This window comes from Steroidobacter sp. (assembly GCF_016790065.1).
Taxonomy (GTDB): Bacteria; Pseudomonadota; Gammaproteobacteria; order Steroidobacterales; family Steroidobacteraceae; genus Steroidobacter.
Genome location: NZ_JAEUPY010000569.1, coordinates 1 through 25,681 on the forward strand (window position 1 = coordinate 1; position 25,681 = coordinate 25,681).

A 25,681-nucleotide genomic window follows, 5' to 3' on the forward strand; every position below is an offset into this window, starting at 1 on the left:
CATGGGCCTTGGCAGTCAACCAGCCACCAATCACAACACCGCCGAGCATTAGATAAGACACGCAGATGGCCAGCGCGCCATCCGGGTCCTTCAATACCGCAGCCGTCGCATCCTTCAACAACGCGACGCCTTCCAGTGCAGCAGCTTTGCTGGCAGCGACGCCAGCATCCGACGACGACAACGCATCCAACTCAGCCTGCATGTCAGCGATCAATGCATGCATCGCCGCGCCATTGTCTCGACCGACCTTACGACCAACCAAATCGTTGGCTTGAATGCCGGTAGTCCCCTCATAAATCGGCGCGATGCGCGAGTCGCGAAGAATCTGCGCAGCGCCGGTTTCTTCGATGAAACCCATGCCGCCATGAACCTGCACACCGAGCGAGGCCATCAGCACGCCCAACTCAGTGGACCAGCCCTTCACGATGGGAATCAGCAACTCGCCGCGAGCCTGAGCCTTGGTCTTCTCAGCGCCCTCAGGCAAATGCTTGCCGAGATCGAGCTGCATAGCCGCGTACAAACCAACAGCGCGAGCAGCGTCGGTGTAGGCCTTCTGAGTGAGCAGCATGCGCTTGATATCGGGGTGATAAGCAATCGGCGCCGCCTTACCCTCAGGCACATTCTTCGCCTTGGGCTTGCCCTGCACACGAGTGCGCGCGTACTCGAGCGCCTGCTGATAGGCACGCTCGGCGAGCGCATAACCTTCCAAGCCAACTGACAGACGCGCGGCGTTCATCATGATGAACATATATTCCAAGCCGCGATTCTCTTCGCCGACCAGGTAGCCGATCGCGCCTTCCTTGTCGCCATACGACAGCACGCAAGTCGGGCTGCCATGAATGCCCAGCTTGTGCTCGATGGAAACAGTGCGCACATCGTTGCGAGCACCGAGGCTACCGTCGTCGTTCACCAGCGTCTTCGGCACGATGAACAACGAAATGCCGCGCACACCCGCCGGCGCACCTTCGACACGACCGAGCACCATGTGAATGATGTTGGACGTGTAGTCGTGATCGCCGTAAGTGATAAAGATCTTCTGGCCGTACAAGCGGAAGTGATCGCCTTCGCGCGTGGCGCGAGTACGAATGGCCGCCAGATCCGAACCGGCCTGAGGCTCGGTCAGGTTCATGGTGCCGGTCCATTCGCCGCTGATCATCTTGGGCAGGTACTTGGCCTTCTGCTCATGCGAGCCGCACTGATTGATGGCTTCGACTGCGCCCTGCGTGAGCATGGGACACAGCTTGAACGCCAAGTTGGCAGACGCCCACAACTCTTCCACAGCCGTGCCGAGAATGATCGGCGCCCCTTGGCCACCGAACTCGGCTTCAGCGCGCAGCTGCGTCCAGCCGCCTTCGACGAACTTGTCGTACGCCGCCTTGAACTCAGCCGGCATGCGCACGCCGTCCGGAGTCCACTTGGCGCCGGTGCGATCGCCGATACGATTGATGGGATCGAGCACACCCTCGGCGAACCGCCCCGCTTCTTCGAGTACCGCATCGGTAAACTCGGTGGAATAGTCAGGCAGGTCGGACAGTCCGACCAAACGCTGATCGCCGATCAATTGATGAATGGCGAAGCGCAGTTCTTTGAGCGGTGCTTTGTACATGGACGTCTACGTTCTCGAGCTGATCCGTGGCTTACATGCTGCGCCGATACTGCCCGCCCACCTCGTACAGGGCGCGGGAGATCTGACCCAGGGAGCATACTTTAACCGCGTTCATCAGCTCGGCGAACACATTGCCGCCGGAAGTGGCCACCTTTTGTAACTCCAGCAACGCGTCCGGCGCCGAGCCGGTATTGCGCTGCTGGAACGCTTTCACCATGGCCACCTGGAAATCCTTTTCCTCGTCGGTGGATCGAATCAACGCCACGCCCTTTGCCGCCTCATCCGAGTCGGTACTCGAAAGGAAGGTATTCACTCCGATCAGCGGCAGCGAGCCATCGTGCTTGCGCTTCTCGTAGTACATGCTCTCTTCCTGGATCTTGCCGCGCTGGTACATGGTCTCCATGGCACCCAGCACGCCGCCGCGCTCGGACAGCGATTCGAACTCGCGGTACACGGCCTCTTCGACCAGATCGGTGAGCTGTTCGAGGAAGAACGAGCCCTGCCAGGGATTCTGGTTATTGTTCAGGCCCAGCTCCTTGTTGATGATGAGCTGGATGGCCACCGCGCGACGCACACTCTCTTCGGTCGGTGTGGTGAGCGCTTCGTCATAGGCATTGGTGTGCAGAGAGTTGCAGTTGTCGAACAGCGCGTACATCGCTTGCAGCGTGGTACGAATGTCGTTGAACTGAATTTCCTGGGCGTGCAAGGAACGACCGGACGTCTGCACGTGATACTTGAGCATCTGGCTACGCGGACCGGCGCCGTATAGGTCGCGCATGGCACGCGCCCAAATTCGGCGAGCGACGCGACCGATGACGGCGTACTCCGGATCCATGCCGTTGGAGAAGAAAAACGACAGGTTGGGCGCGAAGTCATCGATCTTCATGCCACGCGCCAGGTAGTACTCGACGATGGTGAAGCCGTTGGACAGCGTGAACGCCAGCTGGCTGATGGGATTCGCACCCGCTTCGGCGATGTGATAGCCGGAGATGGACACCGAATAGAAATTCCGCACCTTGTTGTCGATGAAGAACTGTTGCACGTCGCCCATCATGCGCAGCGCGAACTCGGTGGAGAAGATACAAGTGTTTTGCGCCTGATCTTCCTTGAGAATGTCGGCCTGCACCGTACCCCGCACCAGTGACATCGCTTCAGCGCGCAGCTTGGCGTGTTCTTCGGCGGTCAAGACCCCCGGCGCAACCAACTGATCGCTGGTAATACCGAGCAACGCGATGCCGGAGCCGTCGTGACCCTGCGGCAAATCGCCGTTGTAGAGTGCGTCGGAATAGCCCTTGGACTTCATCTCGCTACGCAGGGTGGCGATGCGCTTTTCAGTGGCATCCCAACGGCCTTGCGCACGCAAGAAGCGTTCGACGCGCTGATCGATGGCCGTGTTCATGAACATGGCCAGCAACATCGGTGCCGGGCCATTGATGGTCATGGACACCGACGTGGTCGGCGCGCACAGATCGAAGCCGGAATACAGCTTCTTCATGTCATCGAGAGTGGCGATGGATACGCCCGAGTTACCGGTGCGGCCATAAATATCCGGACGCGTATCCGGATCTTCGCCATACAGCGTGGTGGAATCGAATGCCGTCGACAGGCGAGTGGCGCCGTGACCGCCGGCGAGATAATGGAAACGTCGATTGGTCCGCTCCGGGCCGCCTTCGCCGGCGAACATGCGGATCGGATCTTCTTCCTCGCGCCGATACGGATACACACCACCGGTGTACGGATAGCTGCCCGGCAGGTTCTCGGAAAAAATGAACTGCAACGTCTCGCCCCAATCCTTGAAGCGCGGCACGGCGATCTTGGCCATCTGATTGCCGCTCAACGACGTCACGTAGTTGTCGCCAGTGACGTTCTTGTCGCGCACCTTGTACGAATACTTCTCGTCGGTGACGCCTTTGACCCGCTGCGGCCAACGCTTCAACTCGCCAACACCTTCGGCACCGATAGCGTCCAGCGCCTGGTTGTAAACAGCGCGCAGCTCGCGACGTGTAGCGTCGATAGCCTGATCGTTGAGCGCACTCTCGGGGAAACGATCCAACGGACCCGGCAATTGCGCGTCATGCAAAGCACGCAACGTTTCATAGACACCGGCGGCGCGTCGAGCCGCATCGACAATCGAATCGATGTTGGCGCGAACCTTACGACCGCCTGAAGCGATCTCGGCGAGATAACGGCTGCGTGTCCCTGGAATCAGCGGATCGCGCGACACGAACTTGGTCGGCCCCACATCGCCGGGCGACCACTGCGGATCGGCCGGACGCTTCACATTCACCTGTCGGCACAGCTCGGCGAACAAACGATTCACGCCCGGATCGTTGAAGCGACTGGCGATGGTCGGGAAGACCGGAATTTCTTCGTCAGCCAAGCGCGCGAGATCTGGATGATTACGACGCCACTGTTTGCGGACGTCGCGCAGAGCATCTTCGGCGCCGCGCTTCTCGAACTTGTTCAGCACCACCATGTCGGCGAAGTCCAGCATGTCGATCTTTTCGAGCTGGCTGGCGGCGCCGTATTCGCTGGTCATCACATAGGCCGACACATCGACCATGTCAGTGATTTCGGTGTCGGACTGACCGATACCGGCGGTCTCGACGATGATCAAATCGAAGTTCGCCAGACGCAGCAGCCCAATAACGTCTTTGAGCACCGCGCTGGTCGCAAGATTCTGACGACGCGTCGCCAGCGAACGCATGAATACATTCGCGGCGGCCAGCGAATTCATACGAATACGATCGCCGAGCAAAGCACCACCCGAGCGCCGACGCGTCGGATCCATGGCCACCACGGCAATGTTCTTATCCGGGAAATGACGCACGAAGCGCTGTAACAACTCGTCATTCAAACTGGATTTGCCGGCACCGCCGGTGCCAGTGAGGCCGATCACCGGTGCACCGCTCTTGCCTTGCACTTTACCGATCGCTTTACGAATTTCCTGACCAGCCGCGTCTTCGGCGCTGGTGGCTTCGAGCAAAGAAATAGCCTGGGCCAGTTGATGATGATCGCGCGGGTCGAGCGAACTGCCGGCACCGAACGCATAGTTCGGTTTGGCCGAAGCAGCGACGCGTTGGAACACGTCGTCGATCATGCCGTCCAGGCCCATGCGGCGGCCGTCTTCGGGCGTATAGATCTTTTCGACGCCGTGCTGTTCCAGTGCGGCGACTTCGTGGGGGGCAATGGTGCCGCCGCCGCCGACGATCACGCGAATATGGTCGACGCCTTGTTCGCGCAACATGTCGACCATGTAAGCGAAATATTCGTTATGTCCGCCCTGGTAGGACGACACCGCGATGCCGTCGGCGTCTTCCTGAATGGCGGCGCGGACGATATCCGCCACGCTGCGGTTATGTCCAAGGTGCACCACCTCGGCGCCATGCGCCTGTAACAGGCGGCGAATCATGTTGATGGCGGCGTCATGCCCGTCAAACAACGACGCCGCACTGACGAAACGCAGCGGATGGGTCTCGCTGCGGGTGGCCCGGTTATCGGCACGGAACGGCAGAACAGCGGCTGTATTCATGTCGGCTCGCCTCGCAACGAGGGCAAATTAAACATTGGACTCTAATTTACCCACGAGTATATTTAGCCTCACCCCACCCGGTCAATCAGGCCAGCCCCTCAGCCGGTGGCTCGGGCCAGTGAATCGGGTCGGTCAATCGGGTCGGGCCCGGGGCCGGCACTACGTTATGATCGGACTTTCCCCCTCCAGGAGCAGCTTACCGGTGGCAGGTCGACAGGCGCGCAAGAGCATTCCGCAACGGGCTAGCGGCCCGGCCCTATGGGCCGCCGTGGGCGCGCGGGTGCGGGATCGGGAACGCAAGCGGGACGCAGTCGTCATGACCGCCGCGCGGGCCTTCCGGGAGCGCGGATATCACAACACGTCGCTGGACGACATCGCGCGCGAGCTCAATGTCACCAAGCCGACCGTGTATCACTACGTCGAAAACAAAGAACAATTGTTGTTCGAATGTTTCCGCGCCGGTTTGAAACTGATCATGGACGGCATCGCAGAACAGCAGGACTCGACCGCGACCGGCCGGGAACGCCTGGCAAAAGTGATCGCACGTTATGCCGAAGCCATCACGTCGGATTTCGGCTGGTGCATGGTGCAGGCCGAGAACCAGGACTTGAGTCCGGCGATGAGCCGCAAAGTGAAGTCGCTGAAATCGGAGATCGACCAAGGCCTGCGCAGTTTGATTCGTGCCGGCGTCAACGACGGCTCGATCCGGCCATGCGATGAGAAGATGACGGCGTTCGCGTTGGCCGGCGCGCTCAACTGGATCGCGCACTGGTATCGCAGCGACGACCAACTCGCCGCCAGCGAAATCTCGCTGCGCTTCATCGAACTCTTCGAACTAGGCTTGCGGCCGCGCTGAGGCGCTGGCTAGGTGGGCGTGGCGCGATTCGCACACGCCTTCTCGATAGCCGCTTGTAACTTCTCGAGCACCGGTACCATGCGGGGTTGATCCACCTGCCCCGCCGCCACGAAGCCAGCGGCCATGCGTTCCATCTCGCCGGCCAGATTACTGATCTCATCGAAATGTAACATCGCGCCGCTGCCGTGCATGCGATGCGTGAGCGCTTCGACTTCGCGAACCACGTTCAAATCGCCGCTGGCAGCGAAGTCGACCAGGCTGCGCAGCTGCACGATTTCTTTGCTGACGCGATCCAGATAACGGCCGGCGATTACGACCATCTTGGCCCGTAGCTCATCCGGCGTCATGCCCATTACAGCGATTCCCACACTGCGAACACATGTTCCGCGAGCAACATGGGATCGAAAGGTTTGGCGATCACTGCCGCCGCGCCGAGCGCACGAAATCGCGCCACTTCCTGCGGCATGGCTTTGGCAGTCATGAATATGACCGGAATGGCTTGCAGCTCGGGTTGACTCCGCATCTGTTGCAGCGTGGTCGGGCCGTCCATGCTGGGCATCATCACATCCAGCAGCACCAGATCCGGCCGGTGCGCCTGCATGCTCTGCAGGGCACGCACGCCGGAATCGGCAGTACTCACCGACAAGGTCGGCTCCAAACCGAGCGCCATCTGCACGATCTCCCGAATGTCGGGCTCATCGTCGACGTACAAAATTTCGCGCAGCTGTTCTCTTTTCATTATTGGCGTACCTCTCCCTGGGTGTCGCGACCGTCGCCGGCCGAGCCGGCGGAAATGGCGTCCGCCGTGAGCGGCGAATCGCCATGCAAAGTCATGGTGTAACGATTGCGGCCATCGCGCTTGCTGGCGTACAAACATTGATCGGCGATTTCCAGCAGGCCCTTGAAGCTCAGCTCATGCGACAGCATTTGCCCGGCCTCGGCGGCACCGATGCTGATGGTCACTGGAATCGGGTCCGACGACGTGCCGATCTCAGTTTCTGCCAGGCCTGCGACCAGGCGCTGGGCCACGATCTCAGCACCCCGCAGATCGGTGTCGATCAACACGACCAAGAACTCTTCGCCGCCATAGCGGCCGATCCAATCGCAGGAACGCGGCAACAGCTCACGCATGCGGCGATAGGCGCCCCGCAGGACTTCGTCGCCGACAGCGTGACCGTAGCGATCGTTGATGCGTTTGAAAAAATCGATGTCGACCAGCAACAGCGACATGGGATGACCGAAACGGCGCGTGCGTTCCAGTTCCAACGACAGCTGTCGTTCCAGATATCGCCGGCTATAGGCACCGGTGAGCACATCGGTGTTGGCCATCTGCCGCTTCTGATCGAGCGCCCGGCGCAACGCCTGCTCCAGCCCGACGATGCGACGCGCATTGCCCAACCGCGCCACCAGCTCGGGCGCGGAAATGTTTTTCTTGCCCAGATAATCGTCGGCCCCGGCTTTCAGGCCCGAGACGATGTCGGCGGCCGCGTTCTGCGCCGTCAACAGGAATATATATAAGTAGCCGGGATAGCTGCCCTCGCGGGCTCGCTTGCACAACGTGACCCCGTCCATGCCGGGCATGTTGCGGTCGGTGATCATGATGGGACAGAACTCGCGCTCGAGTAGCTGCAAGGCTTCCTCGCCGCTGGCAGCAGTGGCGGTTTGGTAACCCGCTTCCTGTACCACTGCGACTAGATAGTCCCGCGCCTCCGGGTCGTCGTCGACGATCAGCACGCGCAGCTCCGGCTGCAACGCGCCGAGATCAAGCGTCAGCGTCTGCTCGAATACGCTGGTCTCAGCCATGCTCGGCTCAACCAGCTTCGGTGCGCCGAGGCGCGGGTGCAACCCGAGCGCCGGCTTCGGCTACGCGCAACAGTCCTTCAATGTTGTCGGCGATTTGTTGCGAGGGGCGAGTCTCTTCGCCCGGCGTGAACGAAGCACACCCCACGCGTGCGATGAAGCTGTCGATGGGCGTCTGCAGGCGAGCCGCCAACAGGCTGCTGATGCGAGCACCGACACCCTCTGCGGACGCATGCGGGGTCTCGGGCAATACCACGGCGATCCGCTGCACGCCGTCGGTGCCGCGATAGCGAGTGGCGAAATCGATATCGATGCGCACGGCATCGGCAACGAGCTGCACCGCCTGCTCCATCAGGCCGCCGACTCCGTCACCGCTGTCGGACTCCAGTTGCACTACCAGCACCGACAGATTGCGCCCGTAGCGAGCCGCACGCTTCACTTCGGCACGCATGCGATCCGCCAGCACGCCGGTGGCGAAGTCGCTGACCGCATTGGCAGCGCCCTGCTGTTTGACCGCGTGCAAGGCCTGGCGCATTTCCACGGCGCGAAAACCGGCCCGAATACCGGCCACGATCTTGGCATCCGGGGCACGCTTGCTCAGATAGTCATCGACGCCCGCGAAGTAGCCGCGCTCGTGCGAGCTATCGTCATCGAGCACCGTCAGCATGATGATGTAGGTTTCTTTGTCGCCCTGGGCGCGCAGACTTTCGGTGAGCCGAATGCCATCCATGCGCGGCATCTGCCAGTCGGTGATCACCACCGGGAACGATTGAGTCTGCAACAGCTCGAGCGCGGCACTACCGTCGCTGGCCGTGTGGGTATCGAAGCCCAACGATTTGAGCCGGTCCGCCATCAGCTCCAGCTCGAGCTCATCGTCATCCACCAGCAGAATGCGCTGGGTCGGACGTGCCATCGGTAAGTCGGAAGCGTGGCTCATGTGAGCGTCAGTCATTGGTTGTGCGAATTTACCGGCAGCTTGGCGGCGTGCGCCGCGGCATAAGATCAGGTAGCCGACGGCAATTGCATGAGTGATTCCCGCAATCGCCGCCCGGTATGAAGTCCGTAGCAAAGGAGGGTATATAACCCCTGCTGCAATAGTGGCACTCGCCAGGCATGCGCGAGCATTAGCATTGGTCGCGAGGGACGTCATTGGAACGACAAATTCGGACGGAACAACGCGTAAGAGAAGAGCAATTGCAGCTGCTATTCGCTGGGCTGCCGTCCTCGCTCGCCGCCACGATGGTGTTGCTGGCACTGACCGTCGCTGTGACGTACGTCACAGGTGTCATCGAGATTTCGTTCGCCAGCCTGGGCATCGTCCTGGTCAGCGCCGCGCGCTTCGCGATGTGGCTGGCCTATTGCCGTCGACCCCAGCGTGAAAACATTTCATGGTCGACACTCTTCTTTATAGGCTGCATCGCTGCGGGCAGCGCCTGGGGCTTCGGCGCGGTGCTGGTCTTCCCCGCGGGCAACATCGCTGCGCAAGCATTCCTGGCCTTCGTGATCGCCGGAGTTTCGGCCGGCGCGGTGACCACCTTGGCCGCCGAGCGACGAGCGGCGCTGGGCTTCGTGTTGCCGTGTGTGCTGCCGCTATCGGCGCGACTGTTGCTGGAGCCGGGCATCTACAGCGTGACCATGGGCTTCATGGTGGGCGTGTATGCGCTGGTGATCTCGGCGGCGGCGTTGCGCTTGAGTCACCAGATTTGCGAGAACATCGGGCTCCGCTTGCAAGCGAGCCAGCAGCAGCGCACTCAAGAGCGCTCGGAGCGCGCCCTGGCGGTGGCCAATCATCAGCTGCGCGATTTCATCGACGCCGCCGACCATGTCGCCATCATCGCGCTGGATGCCAACGGCATCATTGCGATGATGAATCGGGGCGCGGAGAAAATGCTCGGCTACAACGAACAAGAGCTGGCCGACAAGCTCACCCTGGAACTGTTGCTGGATGCGGATGAAGTTCAAGAGATCGCCAGCGAGCTGAGCAACGAGGGGCGGCAACTGTTCGGTTTGCACGCACTCCTGCAATACAGCCGCGAGACCGGCTCGTTCCGCCGCGAATGCATTTTCGTCGACAAGAATAGCCGGCGCCTGTATGTCGACCTGGTGCTGACGCCGACGCACGGCGATGACGGCGCCATCGACGGCTTCCTGGCCACCGCTATCGATATCGGCGAGCGCAAGCGTTCTGCCGAGGCGCTGACGCGCATGAACGAGCGCTTCGTACTGGCCACGCATTCTGCTGGCATGGGCGTCTGGGACTGGGACGTCAAGAACGACACGCTGATGTGGGATGAGCGCACCTACGAAATCTACGGTGCACCTCGCGACCTGCAGCCCGACATGAACTACATGATGCGCACCGTGCATCCCGACGATGTCGAGCGGACCAAAGGCGAACTGGTCGCCGCGCTCAGCGGCAAGCAACCGCAATTGCGCACCACGTTCCGCATCATCTGTCCCAGCGGCGAGGAACGAGTGGTCAGCGCTTCGGGTCTGACGTTACGCAACGCCAGCGGTCGCGCCTTCCGCATGACCGGGCTGCTCTGGGACATCACTGAAATCCAACGGGTCGAGCGCATGAAAAACGAATTCGTCGCGACCGTGTCGCACGAGTTGCGCACCCCGCTCACCTCGATCCGCGGCTCGCTCGGCTTGGTGTCCGCGGGTGTGGCCGGCAAGTTGCCGGAACGCGCCGCCGGCCTGGTCACCATGGCGTTGAACAATTGCGAACGTCTGACGCTGCTCATCAACGACATTCTGGACATGGAAAAGCTGGAGTCGGAAAAGCAGCGCTTCGACGTGCGTCGCATGAACGTCAGCGAGCTGGTGACCCGCTCGCTGGAGGACAACGCCGGGTTTGCACAGTCACTCAACGTGCGCTTCGTCACGCCGGAGCCGCTGTGTCACAAGGACGTGATGGTGGACCCGAGCCGCTTCCTGCAAGTGATGGCCAACTTGCTGTCCAATGCAAGCAAGTTCTCTCCCGCCGGCGCGGCCATCGAAGTGACGGCGGGTTGCCAGCAAGGGCGCGTGCGAGTGGCGGTGCGCGACTTCGGTAAAGGGATTCCGCTGGAATTCCAAAGCCGTATCTTTCAAAAGTTTTCGCAGGCCGACTCGTCCGACTCCCGTAATCGCAACGGCACCGGACTGGGGCTGGCCATCAGCCGCGCCATCGTCGAACGGCTCGGCGGCCACATCGGCTTCGAGACCGGCGCCGGCGGCACCACATTCTTTTTCGAGCTGCCTGATGCCGACAGCGTGTCGACCCAGAACGCCGCTCCTCAACGATCCAAAGCCTCATGAATGCGTCGAGCTTGCAGCGCCTGCCGTTTCGTAATAGCGACATCGTCGCGATGTTGCTGATCGCGCTGGGGCTGATCGTCGCCGGCGGCTGGCTGCTCGGTCGGCCGATGACCCTCACCGTCGGTCTGGACAACGTCGGCATGACGCTCAATGCCGCGATCAGCTTCATCATCGCCGGCCTGGCGCTCAGCTTCGGGCGACCGCCGCTGCGCCTGATCTTCGCCGGCCTGCTGGGGTTGGTGGGCGTACTGACCTTGTGCGAACACCTGTTCGAAGTCGATCTACACATCGACCGTTTGTTCGGCGACTCTTGGATCCTGCAAGCCGCACCTCATCAAGGCCGCATGGCCCCGCAAGTGGCCGCTGCCTTTGCGCTCGCGGCGCTGGCGCTGATGCTGCTCGCCCGGCCGTCGACCAGTCGCCTGCATTGGCTGCCGCCGGTGGCCACAGCCGCGGTATTTCTGATCGCCATCATCTCGTTCTTCGGCAGGCTGCTGCGGCTCGACATCATTTACGACTGGCACTACGCCACGCGTATCGCGCCTCACACCGCCGCTGGATTGTTGTTACTGGCCTTGGGCCTGGCGCAACTGTCGTACCGGCGCTCGTTCAGCAAGGCCGACGACGTCTCCAACGACTCACGACGCATTTTGGCGGTGAGCACGGCGGCCATCCTCGCCATCACCATCACGTGCGCAGCTTTGTGTTTCGCCGTGCTGGTGCGTCACAGTCATGATCTACAACAGGCGGCGTTGGGTCGCGAGTTACGCAACCAAGTCGAGTTGCTCGGCAGCGAGATTGCCAATCAACGGCACGAGAGCGAACGCGTCGTGCACAGCCAATCGCTGGCACAGATCATGGCACGCCGCTACCCGGCGACCAGCACGCTGACGCTGCGCGAAGAACTGCGCGACTGGGCCGACAATCGTCTGCCCTTGAGCCGGGGCATTCAGGCCGTGGACCTGCTCGACGCGAACGGCAAATCGTTGTTGCAATCGGGTTCGTTCGGCCCGCCGACCACGAGCGTGGTGCATCTGGATGGGGACACGCGCATCGAGATCGGCAATGACGCGCACATCGTCATCGAGCGAGCGCTGCCACCGGACGCCGCGGGCCGCCAAGGCGTCATGAAGTTGCAGTTCGCTTTACCTCGGTTGAGTGCCGCCTTGCTGACGGACGCGTCGAATCACGACTTCGACACCTCGATCTGCCTGGCGTTGTCCAAACATTCCATGCAGTGTTTGCGCTTGTCCTCTTCGCCGTTGGCGACGCTGCCCATGCCACGCGACGCAGCCGGTCGCGCTGGAGCAATGAATCTCGCCTTCAGCGGCAAGACCGGCGTGACGCTGGGAGCAGAGCCGGACGGCGCCCGATTCTTTGCCGCTTACGGCCCCATCGCCGGCACGCCGCTGGTGATGACGCTGACCACACCGCTCGACGTGCTGTATGCCGATCTGCGTCAGCGTCTGAATGCGTTGTTGTTAGTGATGGTGGGATTGGTCGCCGCCGCCGCTTGGATACTGCGGTGGCAAATCGCACCGCTGATCGCAAAGGTGGTCGCGGCTCGCTCGCGAGCCAACGACAGCGCCATGCATCTCACTGCCATCATGGATACCGCCAGTGACGGCATCATCACTCTGAATCGTCTCGGCACCGTGCTGTCCGCGAATCCCGCCTGTCGTCGGCTGTTGGCATCGAACTCACGCGAGCTGATCGGAGACAAACTCACTCAGCTGTTGCCGGGCTTGGAACTTCGCCCCGACGACCACGGTTTGCGTTCGCTCGCTTACTGCGCCGACCAACCTGCGATGGAATTTCTACGCGAAGTCGCAAACGGCGAATCATTGCATCTGCAAGTGGAGTTCGCGTGGCTGGACAAGGCCACGCGCAGCACGCTGGTCGCCACCGTGCACGATCTGACGTTACTCAAGCGCGGCGAAATGCAGCTGCGCGAAACGCATGAGCGACTGCAAGACAGCGAGCGCCTGTATCGCGATCAAGCCACGCGGCTCGCCACCTTGTTCGACAGCGTCGAAGACGCCATCGTGGTCATCAACGCCGGCGGCAACATCGAAGCCTGGAATCGAGGCGCTCAGCACTTGTTCGGTTATACGGCCGAAGACATCGTCGGTAAGGACGCCCGGCTGTTGCTGCCGGAGCCGCATGCTTCGGTGTTGTCTCGTTACATCGTTACCGGCGAACGCTTGCAGTCCGGACGCATCGAGATGGAAGCCCGCCACGGCAGCGGCCGGATCGTGCCCATCGAAGTCTCGGTGCGCGAGATGATCATCAACGACCAGCGCTTGCACGTGGCCGTCATGCACGACATCTCGGTGCGCCGTGAAGTCGAGCGCATGAAATCCGAATTCGTGTCCACCATCAGCCACGAATTGCGCACGCCGCTCACGTCGATTGCCGGCTCGCTGACGCTGATCTCCGGCGGTGCTGCCGGCGAGGCTCCGCCCAAGATCGCGCGGCTGGTCGGCATCGCCCGGCAGAACAGCGAACGCTTGATTCGTTTGATCAACGACATCCTGGATCTGGAAAAGGCCGAGGCCGGCAAACTGGATTTCGCACTCAACGTACGCTCATTGCGTAGCGAAGTCGCCGCCGTGGCCGAGTTCAATCGCGGCTTTGCGCAAGGCCTGGGAGTGGCCATCGAGTTGGACGACGGCGACGATGCCGACGTGCTCATCGATAGCGATCGGCTCACTCAGGTGCTGACCAACTTGATCTCGAACGCTGCCAAGTTCTCGCCGCCCGGCGGCGTGGTGCGCATTCGGATCAATCGCGAAACCTTGGGCGTGCGCGTCACCGTGACCGACAACGGGCCCGGCATTCCGGCTGAATTCTGCGAGCGCATCTTCCAGAAGTTCGCCCAGGCGGACGCCTCCGACAGCCGCGCCAAAGGCGGTACCGGCTTGGGGCTGTCCATCGCCAAGACCATCACCGAAAAAATGGGCGGCCGCATCGGCTTCGACACCGTGCCGGGCCAGGGCACCAGTTTCTATATCGTGCTGCCCATCCATGGCCACAACGTGGTCGACACCCACAGCAAAGGGCTGCACGAAGACCCGGTGGTGGAGGTCGAGCGTAGCGCGGTGACACGCGGCGAAGCGTTACCGCAGATCCTGCATGTCGAAGACGACCAGTCGCTGACTGCCATCGTGCGCGAAGCCCTATCGCCCAATGCAGCAGTGACGTCAGCCAGATCGCTGGCAGCGGCGCGCCAACAGCTGGCCGAGAAACATTTCGATGCGTTGATCCTGGACGTGAGCCTGCCCGACGGCTCGGGCCTGGATCTGCTGCCCCTCAAGCAGCATCCCGGCCAACAACGCACCATCATCATTTCCTATACGGCCGACGAGCCGTCGCGCTCGTTGCGTAACATCGTCGATGCAACGTTGGTGAAGTCGCGTCACTCAGTCTCGCAGCTGATGGTGACCGTCGCGGCTCATATCGAGGGAAGCGACGGGCGCAACAGCAAGGCCGTGCGCGCCAACTCGCACCCTTGACGCTCGCTCACCAACGGAACGACATGCTGACGCCGCCGAAGTCGATGTGGTCGCCAGCAATGCCGTAGCGGGTGAACTCGGCGCCCATACTCCAGCGATCGAATACGCGGACCTGTGCGCCGATGCCAGCGATAGAGCTGGAGTCACTGTCATCTCGACGCACGCGCTGACCATCGGCGCTGCGAGTGTCGTAGCGAGCATCCCAAATGAACACGCCTGCTCGTGCATACGCCGACGCGCGTGAGCCGATGGGCAGCCTCGCCACCGCGGTGATATCCCAACCTTCGGCGGAAGGCGGCTGTAACGCGTTCGCTGCGGCCAGGAACGGCCCGACGTCGGCAACTGGCCCGCTGAACTCGACCTTTACATCGCCCAGATCGCTGTAACCCGCCTCGAGTGCCAGCCAGCGAGTGAACTCGTAGCCGCCGTACACGCGCCACGCCTCGCGACTCTTCTTGCTGACTTCGGATGAGACTGGGTAACCCTGGCTGTTGAGCGCGCGATCGATGGCATTGGCGCTCACATAACTGCGCGCCGAACCGAACTGACCGCCGACATACCACGAGGTGTCGTCATCGGCGGCACGTGCTTGGCTCGCTACCAGGCCCAACATCGCAAGCATGGCCATGGCTTGCCGCCGTTGCATCGTCTTGAGCATCAGCAGGAACGCAACGCCGGCGAGTAACCATAGATCGAAGACGCCACCGCCGCCGCTTCTACCAGTGACCTGCACATTCGACAGCACACCTACGCCGCCCGGATCGGACACCGAGCCATTCACTGCGCCGTCGGCGTCGTTCACGCTGCCGTCCTTGATGGTCAAGCGCACACACCAGTCGCCCGCGTGCAGGCCGTTGCGATATTCCGTGCTGGCCGTCGGCGGGCAAAAACCTTCGGAGCCAGGCGCTGAAGCCACGTGATTGTCATTGTCTTCGAAGAACGTTCGCCACTGACGGGTCGCCGGATCGTACTTGCGATACACAGGTTGAGCCGGGATCGGCGCGCGCTGCGGAATCACGACGCTGACGCTCTCGCCGGCGCGTGGCAGATCGTCGACGACGAAGTCGAAGTAACCGCCATGGTTGCTCACCGAATCGTCCGGAATCTGGAACGAGCTGGCGGTGCCCGGCAATTCCGTCTGATAAGCGCCGCGGTACATCGCATACGCGCCTAGTGACAGACGCGTGCCGGCATCCGCTTCCATCAAGTGATGCGTCAGCTGGCCACCTCGCTCAGGCAATACGTTCGGCGCAACGGGCGCGTACTCCGGCGAATCCGGCAGACCGTTGGCCAACAAGCGCGTCGCACCGGCCGGCAGGACCGGCGTGGTCTCGAGCACCACGACATCGAACGTGCGACGAGTGATCTGCGGCGGCGTACCGTTGTCAGTCACGATGACTTCAAAGCGATGTACGCCGGCCGTCAGGCTACCCGGCTGCACCACGATGCTGTCGCCGCTGACCGTGAACGTCGCCCCGCTTGGTGCTCGCCATTCGACGGTGTGCGTGTCGGTGGTATCGGGATCGGTGACATCGGCTGTGAACGTGATCGGACCAGCATCTCGACTCGCGACACGGCGCTCTTCTCCACCCTGCCCGATCTGCAAGTTCACGCGCGGTGCTTGATTGATCGTGGTCAAGGTCACCGTCAACGCACGCGTGCTGCCACGATTCAATTGTTCGTCGAGTGCGACTTGAACCGTACGTTCGGCAGCACCGGCGGCTGCCGTGGTTTGCACGGCGAATGGAATCGACTTCTCGACTTCGCCGTTCTCGAACACTGCCGTGCCGCTCTCCAGCGTCGTGCCCTGCGAATCGCCAGACACGGTGTAGCGCACCGAGAACGGATACACCGGCGCGCGGCCGTTCAGTGCGATTCGGAACGAATCGAAGTTGCCAGCGCGGGCACCGATGGATAGATCTGGACCGAACGAGACCGTCGGCCACACCCGCAATGTTTGCTCGATGTTACCGACGGTGCCGCGGGAATCCACTGCCTGCCAAGTCAGCGTATGCGAGCCCGGAGCAAAGCGGGTCTGATCGCCTTGTAGCGTCACGGTCGCGGCGGCACCGAGATAATCCACTGCACTCGGCTTCGCTGTGGCCGGCAACTCCGTGAGCAACTCTGTCGAGTTCATTTCGAACACGGCCGGCCGCGTGACCGTGAACGATGGCGGCGTGGGCACAAAGATGCCGACCACTGCGCAAGCCGCAGTGATGTTGGTAGCGGTGTAGACATTGCCGTCGAGCGTGCCGTTGCCGCAGCCCTGGGCCGAGCCGACCGAGTAGCCGACAGCCGGCGTCAGTGTGAAAGTCACTGCATCGCCGTTGGCCACCTCCACACTGGCTGGACTGACCGTGCCGCCGGAGTCAGCGCTTGAAGTTACTGTATGCAGCACACGGAAGTTGGCAGTAACGGCACAAGCCGCAGTGACTGCGCCTGTCGTATAAACATTGCCGGCCAGCGCTCCGCCGCAACCCGTGACGCCATCGAGCACGTAGCCAGCGGATGGAGTGACGGTGAACGCCGTTGTTTGACCATGAGTGACCGTCGCGTTGGCTGGACTGATGGTGCCGCCAGTCGCGGCACTCGCCGTCACTTGATAAGTATTGAGCGCGAAGGTGGCACTGACATTACACGTTGTGGAAATCGCACCGGTCGTGTACGTGCTGCCGTTCAACGAACCGCTACAACCTTGCACGGTGTCGATGTGGTAGTTCGCGCTCGGTGTCACAGTGAACTGAGCGGTTGCGCCCGGAACGACCGAGACATTGGCAGGCGTGATCGTACCGCCGGTGCCGGCGGACGACGTCACGTTGACGTTATTGACCACTTCGCCGGCCAGGTCGCCGATGATCGTGGTCAGATCGGCAATGGCGCCGGCCGCGTAATACCAGGTGAATTCTTCGCTGGCGCCGACGGCCAGATCGCTCATGCGAACGAACAGCGCGTACGAGCCGTCGTTGGTCAGCTGATTCGCCGAGGTCGCGGGATTCTGCTGATAGGCCTGAGAGAACTGGCAACACGAATTGACCGAGGTGTGCGCCTTGGTCGAGGACGAATAGAACAGCACGCCTTGCTGTCCCGATGTGATCCTGATCGCCGCGGCCCGCGTGGCGGCGTTGGTGAGCGCCACGAATCCGTTGCTATCCAAATTGCCGCGAGTCTTGGTGGGTGTATCCGTCATGCCGACGAAGTCGTCGCGCGTGCCGACCCAGACGCGAACGTTACTGACCGTAGCCGCGCTGGTGTTGGTGATGCGCGTAGTGATCTTGACGTACGCCTTGTCCTGACCCAGCTCGTAAGTATTACGCATGGTCAGCGTACTGCCGTTGATGTCCACGGTACCGGTGGAAATCAACGTGCCGTAACCCACGTTGCCCGACAGCGGCACGAAGCCGGAACTGTCGATGACTTGATTGGTCAGCGCCGGATTTTCTTCGATGCTGCCGTTGATGTTCCACTCCGCGGTGCCGTTACCGCCGATGCCGATGGCATTGTCGAGCGGATAGTTGGAGAACGTCAGCGCAAACCAACTGGTCATGCCCGGGTCGTAATAGAACGGTTGTTCCAGATTGCCTTCGGTGTTCACCGAATTCTGCGCGCCATCGCCGAAGCGTAATTTGCCGTTATCCAGCACCTGGCCGTTTTGACCTTGAGCGAATGCGAGTGGAGCCAGTACGCACAGTGCAAGGAGGCACAGCGCGCGCAGTACAGAAGTCATTGATGTGTGTGTCATGGTGGACGGTAGTAAGCCGTAGCCCCGCGACTTAGAAAATTGGCGTTGACGACCCAGTCTTAGAGGTTGTCCGTAGCAATTCCGAGTTGATCACTTACCACGAACTACACGCTAAACTTTGCAGTGGCACCGGAAGTCTGATCAACTTCGGCCGCGATAACTCGAATCGGTTGGGTCACCGAAGCAACTTACGGATAGGTAGCGGGGTCTGCATGCATTCTGTTCGGCTCGCCGGGTGCGCGAGTAAAGTCACCTTTTTGGTAATTTGGCTGACGTTTTTGTCTGGTTGCGGTGGTGGTGGTGGTGGCGGCAGCACTCCCACACCTCCGAGCGGCAATCCCAATCCCAACCCACCCGCGCTGAGTCGCCTGACTCTGACCGGCACCGTCACCGACGCGCCCATCTCCAATGCCATCGTCACCGCGACCGTGGGCGGAGAAACATTCACCGCCAACGCCGACGCCAACGGCAATTACAGTCTCGAGATCGCCATCGCTCAAAGCGCCACCAGCGGCTTTGTGACTTTGTCGGCCAAGGGCGTGGGCGCACAGTCTTATGTCGAGTTCAGCAGTTTGCTCGGCACCTTCTCGGCGCTGCTGACTCAAGCCGGCAGCGACGCGACGCTTTCCAACACCGAAAACTTCGGCACGCAAATCACCAATGTGAGTACGGCGCTGGCGGTGCTGTTGAAAGAAGCCAACGGCGGCCAGGCTCTCACCACCGATGCGCTCGTGGCCAGCTTGTCCGCGTCGCTGGACAGTCAGGAGTTATTGAATCTGGCCACCGCCATCAAATTGCTGGTCGATCAACCCAGCGACTATCCGTTGCCGGCGGGGCAGACTTCGCTGCGTGCCCTGCTCGCCGACAGCGACTTGCGCCAGCAACTGGTCGCAGCGGCCTACCAGCAGGACCCGCCCAACTTCAGCGCCACGCAGAATGAAATGGTGAGCGACAGCACGCTCATCGAACCGGTCACGCCGGCGGCAGTGCCCGCCAATTTGATCGCCACTACGCTGCCCAGCGACGTAGCCGAGGCCTACATGGGCTTGGATCGCACCGTGGCCTATGACTTCAATGCCAACGGCACCGGCACAGCCACCAATCGTTTCTTCCATCGCAACATGACCTGGACGGTGTCGGGTGACGCCATCGAGATCGTTTATGCAACGCCGGTGCTGTCCATGGTCGGCTATGAGCGTGGCACCTGCCCGAGCCCCGAGTTCGGCTACGGCCCGCATGACCTGTACATGGAATATAACGTCTCGGGCGCAACGCTCAGATGGCTGAGCGAGCGCATCCTGACCATCACGGAATCGCGGCAGATCGTCTATCGAGATTGCGGCCCCAGCAGCGGCACTGAGATTGTGACAGTCGCACGGACCATCATGGACCCGTCCAACACTCGCACCATCGATGCGGCTCAGCTGCGCAATACGGCGCGAACGCTGTGGGTCTGGGACGGTTCTTCGGATTATCAGGATGTCGAGTCGGGTTCGACGCCGGTCATGCCGGACACCGCCGACCTGCGCGCCGATGGCACCGGCTCGACTCGCATCTTCGCCAAGCTGTTCACTTGGGCGCTGGATGCGAGCGGCAAGGTGCTCACGCTGAACTTCACCGATGGCTCCGTGGGCAAGTTCTATTCGCTGCGCCAGGTCGATGCCGTGAGCACGGATATGGTTTATGACCTAGCTTTGTCATCCGGCCGCCGCAGCGTCGGCGCAGCCGTCTCGATCCATGCAGACCTGCAACGATCGTTCGCTTATACGGCGAACAACGCCGTCGGTCGCCATTACTGGATGGGGCTCGGCGAGTACGGCGCGCCGGCCGAGGTGAAAGGCTTCCGTTATCGTTTCGATACCGACGGCACCGGCTCGCGCGAAGACGAGATCCTCGATATCAATGGCAATGCCGTGGTTCGCGACGTGAACTATTCGCGCCGGTGGGGACTGTTCTGGCACATCGACGACGGCATGCTGGTTTCGGAGCGCACCCGGATGCCGGTCACCGGCACCTACAATTGTTTACGCCCCGATCCGCAATGCTTCGTGGACGAGGAGCGCCGGCGCATTCCTCTGGTCAGCGTCGGCAATCGCACTTACTCGCTGGAACTCTGGCGCTATCGCATCGATAGCCAGGGCGACTTCCTACGCCGGCAAACCTATCTGGGCATCTACGACTACGAGGCGTTGGCTCCCTAACGAATGTCCGGGGCGTACACTCGCCCCATGACTGCGCAAAAACCATTCGCGCCCGCCTGCGAGCGCAACCGCGAGCCCATCCTCGAAGTACTGCGCGAGTGCTTTGCCGACCGGCGGCGCATCTTGGAAATCGGCAGCGGCACCGGTCAGCATGCCGTGCACTTCGCACCGGCATTGCCGAATGCGATTTGGCAAACGTCCGATGTCGCCGAGAATCTGCCGGGGGTTCAGCTGTGGCTGGATGAAGCCGCGTTAGAGAATCTGCCGCCACCGCTCACACTGGATGTCACTGGCGCTTGGCCGGAGCAAAGTTTCGACGCCGTCTTCTCGGCCAACTCGCTGCACATCATGCCGTGGTCGGCAGTGGAGCAATTCTTCGCCGGGGTTGGCGGAGTGCTGGAGCCCGGCGGCGTACTGGCCGTTTACGGGCCCTTCAACTATGGCGGCAACTACACCAGCGACAGTAATCGTGAGTTCGATGGTTGGTTGAAACAGCGCTCGGCGCTGAGCGCGATTCGTGATTTCGAGGCGGTCGACCGGCTGGCCCAGGCCATCGGTTGCAAACTGGACAAGGACCACACGATGCCGGCCAATAACCGGCTGCTCGTGTGGCGTCGTCTTTAGTTAGATATCGAACTTCACGCCCTGCGCCAGCGGCAGGCGCGAGCCGTAGTTGATGGTATTGGTGGCACGGCGCATGTAGCCCTTCCAGCAATCCGAGCCCGCCTCACGGCCGCCGCCCGTTTCCTTTTCGCCGCCGAAGGCTCCGCCGATTTCAGCACCGGACGGGCCGATGTTGACGTTGGCGATACCGCAATCCGAACCCAGCGCGGACAGGAAATATTCGGCTTCACGCAAATCGTTGGTGAAGATGCAGGACGACAAGCCCTGCGGCACCTCGTTATGAAGCTGGATGGCTTCGTTGAGGTTTTCATACTTCATCACGTACAGAATGGGCGCGAAGGTCTCACGACGCACCACGTCGTCCTGCGAGTTCACTTCCACCAACGCCGGGCGCACGTAGTACGCATCGTCACCCAATTCCGGAGCAACGCGCGTGCCGCCGACGACTTTGCCGCCGATGGCGGTGGCCTGCTGCAAGGACTGCTGCATGGCTTGGTAGGACTGCTTGTCCACCAACGGGCCGATCAACACATCCGCTCGTCGCGGGTCGCCGATGGCCACCGACTCGTAAATCTTTTTCAGTCGGGTCACGCAGTCGTTGTACACGGCGGAGTGAACGAACAAACGTCGCAGCGACGTGCAGCGCTGGCCGGCCGTGCCCATCGCACCGAATGCGATGCCTCGCAGCGCCAGATTCATATCGGCGGTGGGAGAAACGATGCAACCATTGTTGCCGCCGAGCTCCAGGATGGCTCTCGCGAAACGTGCAGCCAGTTTGGGGGCTACCGTGCGCCCCATGTGCGTCGAGCCCGTCGCAGAGACCAGCGGTACGCGCGGATGATCGACCAGCACTTCGCCGATTTCACGGCCGCCGATCAGCAGCGTCGATAGGCCGTCCGGCACGCCGCCGAACTTCTTCGCTGCACGCTCGAAGATCGCTTGCACGGCGAGTGCGGTGAGCGGCGTTTTTTCCGAGGGCTTCCAGACGACGGAGTTGCCACAGACCAGAGCCAACGCGGCGTTCCAGGCCCACACTGCGACCGGGAAGTTGAACGCGGAGATCACACCGACCACACCCAGCGGATGCCAGTTCTCCATCAACCGATGTTCAGCGCGCTCCGATGCAATCGTGAGGCCACACAGTTGGCGAGACAGACCGACTGCGTAATCGCAGATGTCGATCATTTCCTGCACTTCGCCTTGGCCTTCCGACAGGATTTTTCCCGCTTCCAGCGTGACCAAGCGACCGAGATCTTCTCTTGCTACCCGCAACTCTTCGCCAAAGATGCGCACCAACTCGCCGCGCTTCGGCGCCGGCACCGCACGCCAAGCCAAGAAGGCCTGATGCGCGCGCTCGATCTGCTCACCCGCTTCTTGCGCCGAGCACTCGGGTAGCTGTCCCAGCACGTCGCCACTAATAGGCGACCGCGCCCGCAGAGTCCCGCCCTTCACGCGCTCAGCCGGAACACCCAGACGTGCCAGCGTCGCAGCGACATCTTGGACGACGTTCAATTCAGACATGATTGATTCCTGAGTTAGCGGGGGGCGTAGGCGCTGCCGAAGCGATTGGCCAGGAACAGGTCCAACCCAATGTCTTCCTGCCGAATGAAGCCGCGATCCGCAATCTTCCCGGTCGCCAACAGATCGAGCACGCCCGTGATGCCGGCCGCGGTCGTGATCTGAATCGCGCTCCGCATCACTCCACCAATCTCGGCGCTATAGACCTTGTGAGCATAGGTGTCCTGCACCAGCTGCCCATTGCGCTTGCCGCTAACCGTGACGAACACAATCACCACATCCTGCAGCGTCGCCGGCAGCGCATTCTCCAGAATGTCCTTGAGCACATCGCGACGATCGCGCAGACGCAAATCGTTGAGCAGCGCCTTCATGATCGACGCATGGCCGGGATACCGAATCGTGCGGTAGTTCAGATTCCGCACCTTGCCACCCAGCGTCTCGCACAGCGAGCCCAGGCCGCCGGACGTGTTGAACGCCTCGTAAGTCACGCCGTCGAGCGCGAACTCTTCCAGCTCTTCCATGGGCGGCACTTCGCGACGCTCGCCATTGACGATGGCTTCGCAAGGCTCGCAATACTCGTTGATCAACCCTTCCGTGCTCCAGGTCAGGTTGTAGTTGAGCGCATTGGACGGAAACTTGGGCAGCGCGCCGACGCGCATGCGCACGTCGTGCAGGGTGTCGAAGCGACGAATCAAATCGTAAGCGGCAATGGTGATGAAGCCAGGTGCCAGGCCGCACTGGGGAATGAACGCGGTCTGCGCGCCTTCGGCCAGGCGCTTCACTTTGCGCGTGGTGGCGACGTCTTCGGTCAAATCCAGATAGTGGGCGCCGACTTCCTTGGCGGCCACGGCGATATCGCCGGTCAGATTGAACGGCACCGCGCTTAGCACAGCGAAGCTGCCTTTGAGCAAGTCGGTCAGCGCACGCGGATCGGTAACGTCCACCGCCTTGGTTTCGATGGCAGGATTCAGGCCGTCGAAGCGACCAACCGCGCGATCTGCCAGGGTGACGCGATAGTCGCCGCTGGCGGCGAGCATGTCGGCAATGGTGACGCCAATCTTGCCGGCGCCTGCAACTACGATGTGTTTCATGGAGCCATTGTCGGCAAGCTGCCCGCCGGTCGGTATTGCCAAAGCGCCGAGCTGTCGGCAATGTTTCGGCGTTTTGTCGGTTGCCTTCGTCGTTTTGCCCAAATCTTCGTTTTGGCCAGAGTCAGTCCGTTTTCGCATGAAGCCACGCCCGCCCGCCTTGGACTCGGTCGATCAACAACTCATTGGGTTGTTGCGCGAGAACGCCCGTGCCTCCACCGCCGCCCTGGCTCGCAGCCTGGGCCTGTCACGCACCACGGTGCAGAGCCGGCTCGAGCGGTTGGAGCGCTCCAAGGTCATCACCGGTTATTCGGTGCGGCTGTCGGAAGCGCAAGAACGCGGCGCCGTGCACGCCTACGTCATGATCACCGTCAAACCCAAGCATGCCGCTCAGGTCGAACGGGAAGTCCGCAAGCTCAAGGCCGTGCGCATCCTGCAAGCCGTGAGCGGTGCCTTCGACCTGATGGCGCTGGCGGTCACCGACTCCATCACCGACATGGACGAGTTGATCGACGCCATCGGCGAGCTGGACGGGGTCGAGCGCACCACCTCCTCCATCGTGCTGTCGACCAAGTTCGAACGCTAAAACCTGCCAGGACCTAGCGCGCTGCCCGAGTTCACCGGACACGGGCAACGCGCAACTTGCGCGATGCGCGCCGGCTGTATATACAGCCAGACATGGAGCTGGAAACCAAGCTCGCCATTCTGGCGGACGCTGCCAAGTACGATGCTTCGTGTGCCAGCAGCGGCGCACCCAAGCGCAGTGCCGCTCCGGGCAAAGGCATGGGTTCGACCACGGGCATGGGCATCTGTCATAGCTACACGCCCGACGGCCGTTGCGTGTCGTTGCTCAAGATCCTGCTGACCAACTTCTGCCTGTACGACTGCCTCTACTGCATCAACCGCCGTTCGAGCGACATTCCACGAGCACGCTTCTCGCCGCAGGAAGTGGTCGACCTGACACTCTCCTTCTATAGACGCAACTACATCGAAGGCCTGTTCCTCAGCTCCGGCATCATTCGTAACGCCGACTACACCATGGAGCAGTTGGTAATGGTCGCCCGCACACTGCGCGAGGAACACGAGTTCCGCGGCTACATTCATTTGAAGACCATTCCGGAAGCCAGTCCGGAACTGGTGGAAGCCGCCGGTCGCTACGCCGACCGATTGAGCGTCAACATCGAACTGCCGACGCGCGAAGCACTAACGACGCTGGCGCCGGAGAAGAGCGACGTCTCCATCAAGCGCGCCATGGGCGAGATTCGCTTGAAGCTGGATGAGAAGGCCGACGGTGGCGCCAAAGCTCCGCGCTTCTCGCCGGCCGGCCAAAGCACCCAACTCATCGTGGGCGCCGACGACAGTACCGACGCCGCCATCATCGAAACCGCGGACACGCTGTATCGCTCGTACAAGTTGCGACGAATTTACTACTCGGCGTTCAGCCCGATTCAACGCTCATCCGCACGGTTGCCGAATCAAGCACCGCCGCTGATGCGCGAGCATCGGCTGTACCAAGCCGACTGGCTGATGCGCTACTACGAGTTCTCGGTGGGCGAACTGGCGCAAGCCATGCCGGGCGGCAAACTGGACTTGAACGTCGATCCCAAGACCACCTGGGCGTTGGCCAATCGTCAGCAGTTTCCAGTCGACGTAAATACCGCTGAGCGACACCTGCTGTTGCGAGTCCCGGGACTTGGCGTCCGCGTGGTGGATCGAATCATCAGCTCGCGTCGGCATCGTCGACTGCGTTATCAAGATTTGAAGACGCTCGGCGCGACGTTGAAACGCGCGCGACATTTTCTGTGCACCGTCGACTATCGGCCGCCGTCGAGCGACGTAAGTTCCGATGGCCTGCGCCGTGCGTTGACGGCATCTCCGCAACAGCAGTCGCTGTTCTGA

Annotated in this window: 16 protein-coding genes; 7 read left to right on the forward strand and 9 right to left on the reverse strand. The window is 61.6% G+C overall.

Going from position 1 to position 25,681, the window contains the following annotated elements; all coding sequences use genetic code 11:
- Together JNL55_RS23630 and JNL55_RS23635 are read right to left on the reverse strand one after the other, a co-directional pair.
- Positions 1-1,606 (reverse strand): acyl-CoA dehydrogenase family protein (locus tag JNL55_RS23630; protein WP_293859906.1); only part of this gene is annotated, 1,606 nt, incomplete at its 3' end.
- Positions 1,607-1,637: 31 nt separating this feature from the next.
- Complete coding sequence (locus tag JNL55_RS23635; RefSeq protein WP_293859909.1) at positions 1,638-5,138, reverse strand: methylmalonyl-CoA mutase family protein; 3,501 nt, start codon at positions 5,136-5,138, stop codon at positions 1,638-1,640.
- Between the two features lie 316 nt (positions 5,139-5,454).
- Between JNL55_RS23635 and JNL55_RS23640 the strand changes: the two genes are divergently transcribed.
- Positions 5,455-5,994, forward strand: coding sequence for a TetR/AcrR family transcriptional regulator (locus JNL55_RS23640; protein WP_293859912.1), 540 nt, complete (start codon positions 5,455-5,457; stop codon positions 5,992-5,994).
- Between the two features lie 8 nt (positions 5,995-6,002).
- Here JNL55_RS23640 and JNL55_RS23645 read toward each other — a convergent pair whose 3' ends face one another.
- The 4 genes from JNL55_RS23645 to JNL55_RS23660 are packed head-to-tail and all read right to left on the reverse strand — an operon-like array spanning position 6,003 to position 8,731.
- Complete coding sequence (locus tag JNL55_RS23645; protein WP_293859915.1) at positions 6,003-6,347, reverse strand: Hpt domain-containing protein; 345 nt, start codon at positions 6,345-6,347, stop codon at positions 6,003-6,005.
- Complete coding sequence (locus JNL55_RS23650; protein WP_293859918.1) at positions 6,347-6,733, reverse strand: response regulator; 387 nt, start codon at positions 6,731-6,733, stop codon at positions 6,347-6,349. The genes JNL55_RS23645 and JNL55_RS23650 overlap by 1 nt, the downstream gene beginning before the upstream one ends.
- Positions 6,733-7,797: a diguanylate cyclase gene (locus JNL55_RS23655; protein WP_293859921.1), complete on the reverse strand. Its 1,065-nt coding sequence runs from the start codon at positions 7,795-7,797 to the stop codon at positions 6,733-6,735. The genes JNL55_RS23650 and JNL55_RS23655 overlap by 1 nt, the downstream gene beginning before the upstream one ends.
- A 7-nt stretch (positions 7,798-7,804) precedes the next feature.
- Positions 7,805-8,731 (reverse strand): response regulator, encoded by a 927-nt coding sequence (locus JNL55_RS23660; RefSeq protein WP_293859924.1) that lies wholly within the window; start codon positions 8,729-8,731, stop codon positions 7,805-7,807.
- Positions 8,732-8,943: 212 nt separating this feature from the next.
- Here JNL55_RS23660 and JNL55_RS23665 point away from each other — a divergent pair, with 212 nt between their 5' ends.
- A complete protein-coding gene (locus JNL55_RS23665) occupies positions 8,944-11,097 on the forward strand; it encodes an ATP-binding protein (protein ID WP_293859927.1) in 2,154 nt (717 codons plus the stop codon).
- A complete protein-coding gene (locus tag JNL55_RS23670) occupies positions 11,094-14,612 on the forward strand; it encodes an ATP-binding protein (protein WP_293859930.1) in 3,519 nt (1,172 codons plus the stop codon). Before JNL55_RS23665 ends, JNL55_RS23670 begins: the two co-directional genes overlap by 4 nt.
- A 7-nt stretch (positions 14,613-14,619) precedes the next feature.
- On the opposite strand, the gene JNL55_RS23675 is transcribed toward JNL55_RS23670, so the two are convergent.
- Positions 14,620-18,336 carry an outer membrane beta-barrel protein gene (locus JNL55_RS23675; RefSeq protein WP_293859933.1) on the reverse strand — a complete coding sequence of 1,239 codons (3,717 nt, stop codon included), beginning with the start codon at positions 18,334-18,336 and terminating at the stop codon, positions 14,620-14,622.
- Between the two features lie 293 nt (positions 18,337-18,629).
- Between JNL55_RS23675 and JNL55_RS23680 the strand changes: the two genes are divergently transcribed.
- Both JNL55_RS23680 and JNL55_RS23685 read left to right on the forward strand, forming a co-directional pair.
- On the forward strand, positions 18,630-20,552 hold the full coding sequence (locus JNL55_RS23680; RefSeq protein WP_293859936.1) for a carboxypeptidase-like regulatory domain-containing protein: 1,923 nt from the start codon (positions 18,630-18,632) through the stop codon (positions 20,550-20,552).
- 27 nt (positions 20,553-20,579) lie between these two features.
- Positions 20,580-21,176 carry a DUF938 domain-containing protein gene (locus tag JNL55_RS23685; protein ID WP_293859939.1) on the forward strand — a complete coding sequence of 199 codons (597 nt, stop codon included), beginning with the start codon at positions 20,580-20,582 and terminating at the stop codon, positions 21,174-21,176.
- Here JNL55_RS23685 and JNL55_RS23690 read toward each other — a convergent pair whose 3' ends face one another.
- Both JNL55_RS23690 and JNL55_RS23695 read right to left on the reverse strand, forming a co-directional pair.
- Entirely contained in the window at positions 21,177-22,697 is a 1,521-nt protein-coding gene (locus tag JNL55_RS23690; RefSeq protein WP_293859942.1) for an aldehyde dehydrogenase family protein, read from the reverse strand.
- A gap of 14 nt (positions 22,698-22,711) precedes the next feature.
- On the reverse strand, positions 22,712-23,785 hold the full coding sequence (locus JNL55_RS23695; RefSeq protein ID WP_293859945.1) for a saccharopine dehydrogenase family protein: 1,074 nt from the start codon (positions 23,783-23,785) through the stop codon (positions 22,712-22,714).
- A 136-nt stretch (positions 23,786-23,921) separates the two neighbouring features.
- Here JNL55_RS23695 and JNL55_RS23700 point away from each other — a divergent pair, with 136 nt between their 5' ends.
- Together JNL55_RS23700 and JNL55_RS23705 are read left to right on the forward strand one after the other, a co-directional pair.
- Positions 23,922-24,368 (forward strand): Lrp/AsnC family transcriptional regulator, encoded by a 447-nt coding sequence (locus JNL55_RS23700; protein ID WP_293859948.1) that lies wholly within the window; start codon positions 23,922-23,924, stop codon positions 24,366-24,368.
- A 92-nt stretch (positions 24,369-24,460) separates the two neighbouring features.
- Positions 24,461-25,681 carry a putative DNA modification/repair radical SAM protein gene (locus JNL55_RS23705; RefSeq protein ID WP_293859951.1) on the forward strand — a complete coding sequence of 407 codons (1,221 nt, stop codon included), beginning with the start codon at positions 24,461-24,463 and terminating at the stop codon, positions 25,679-25,681.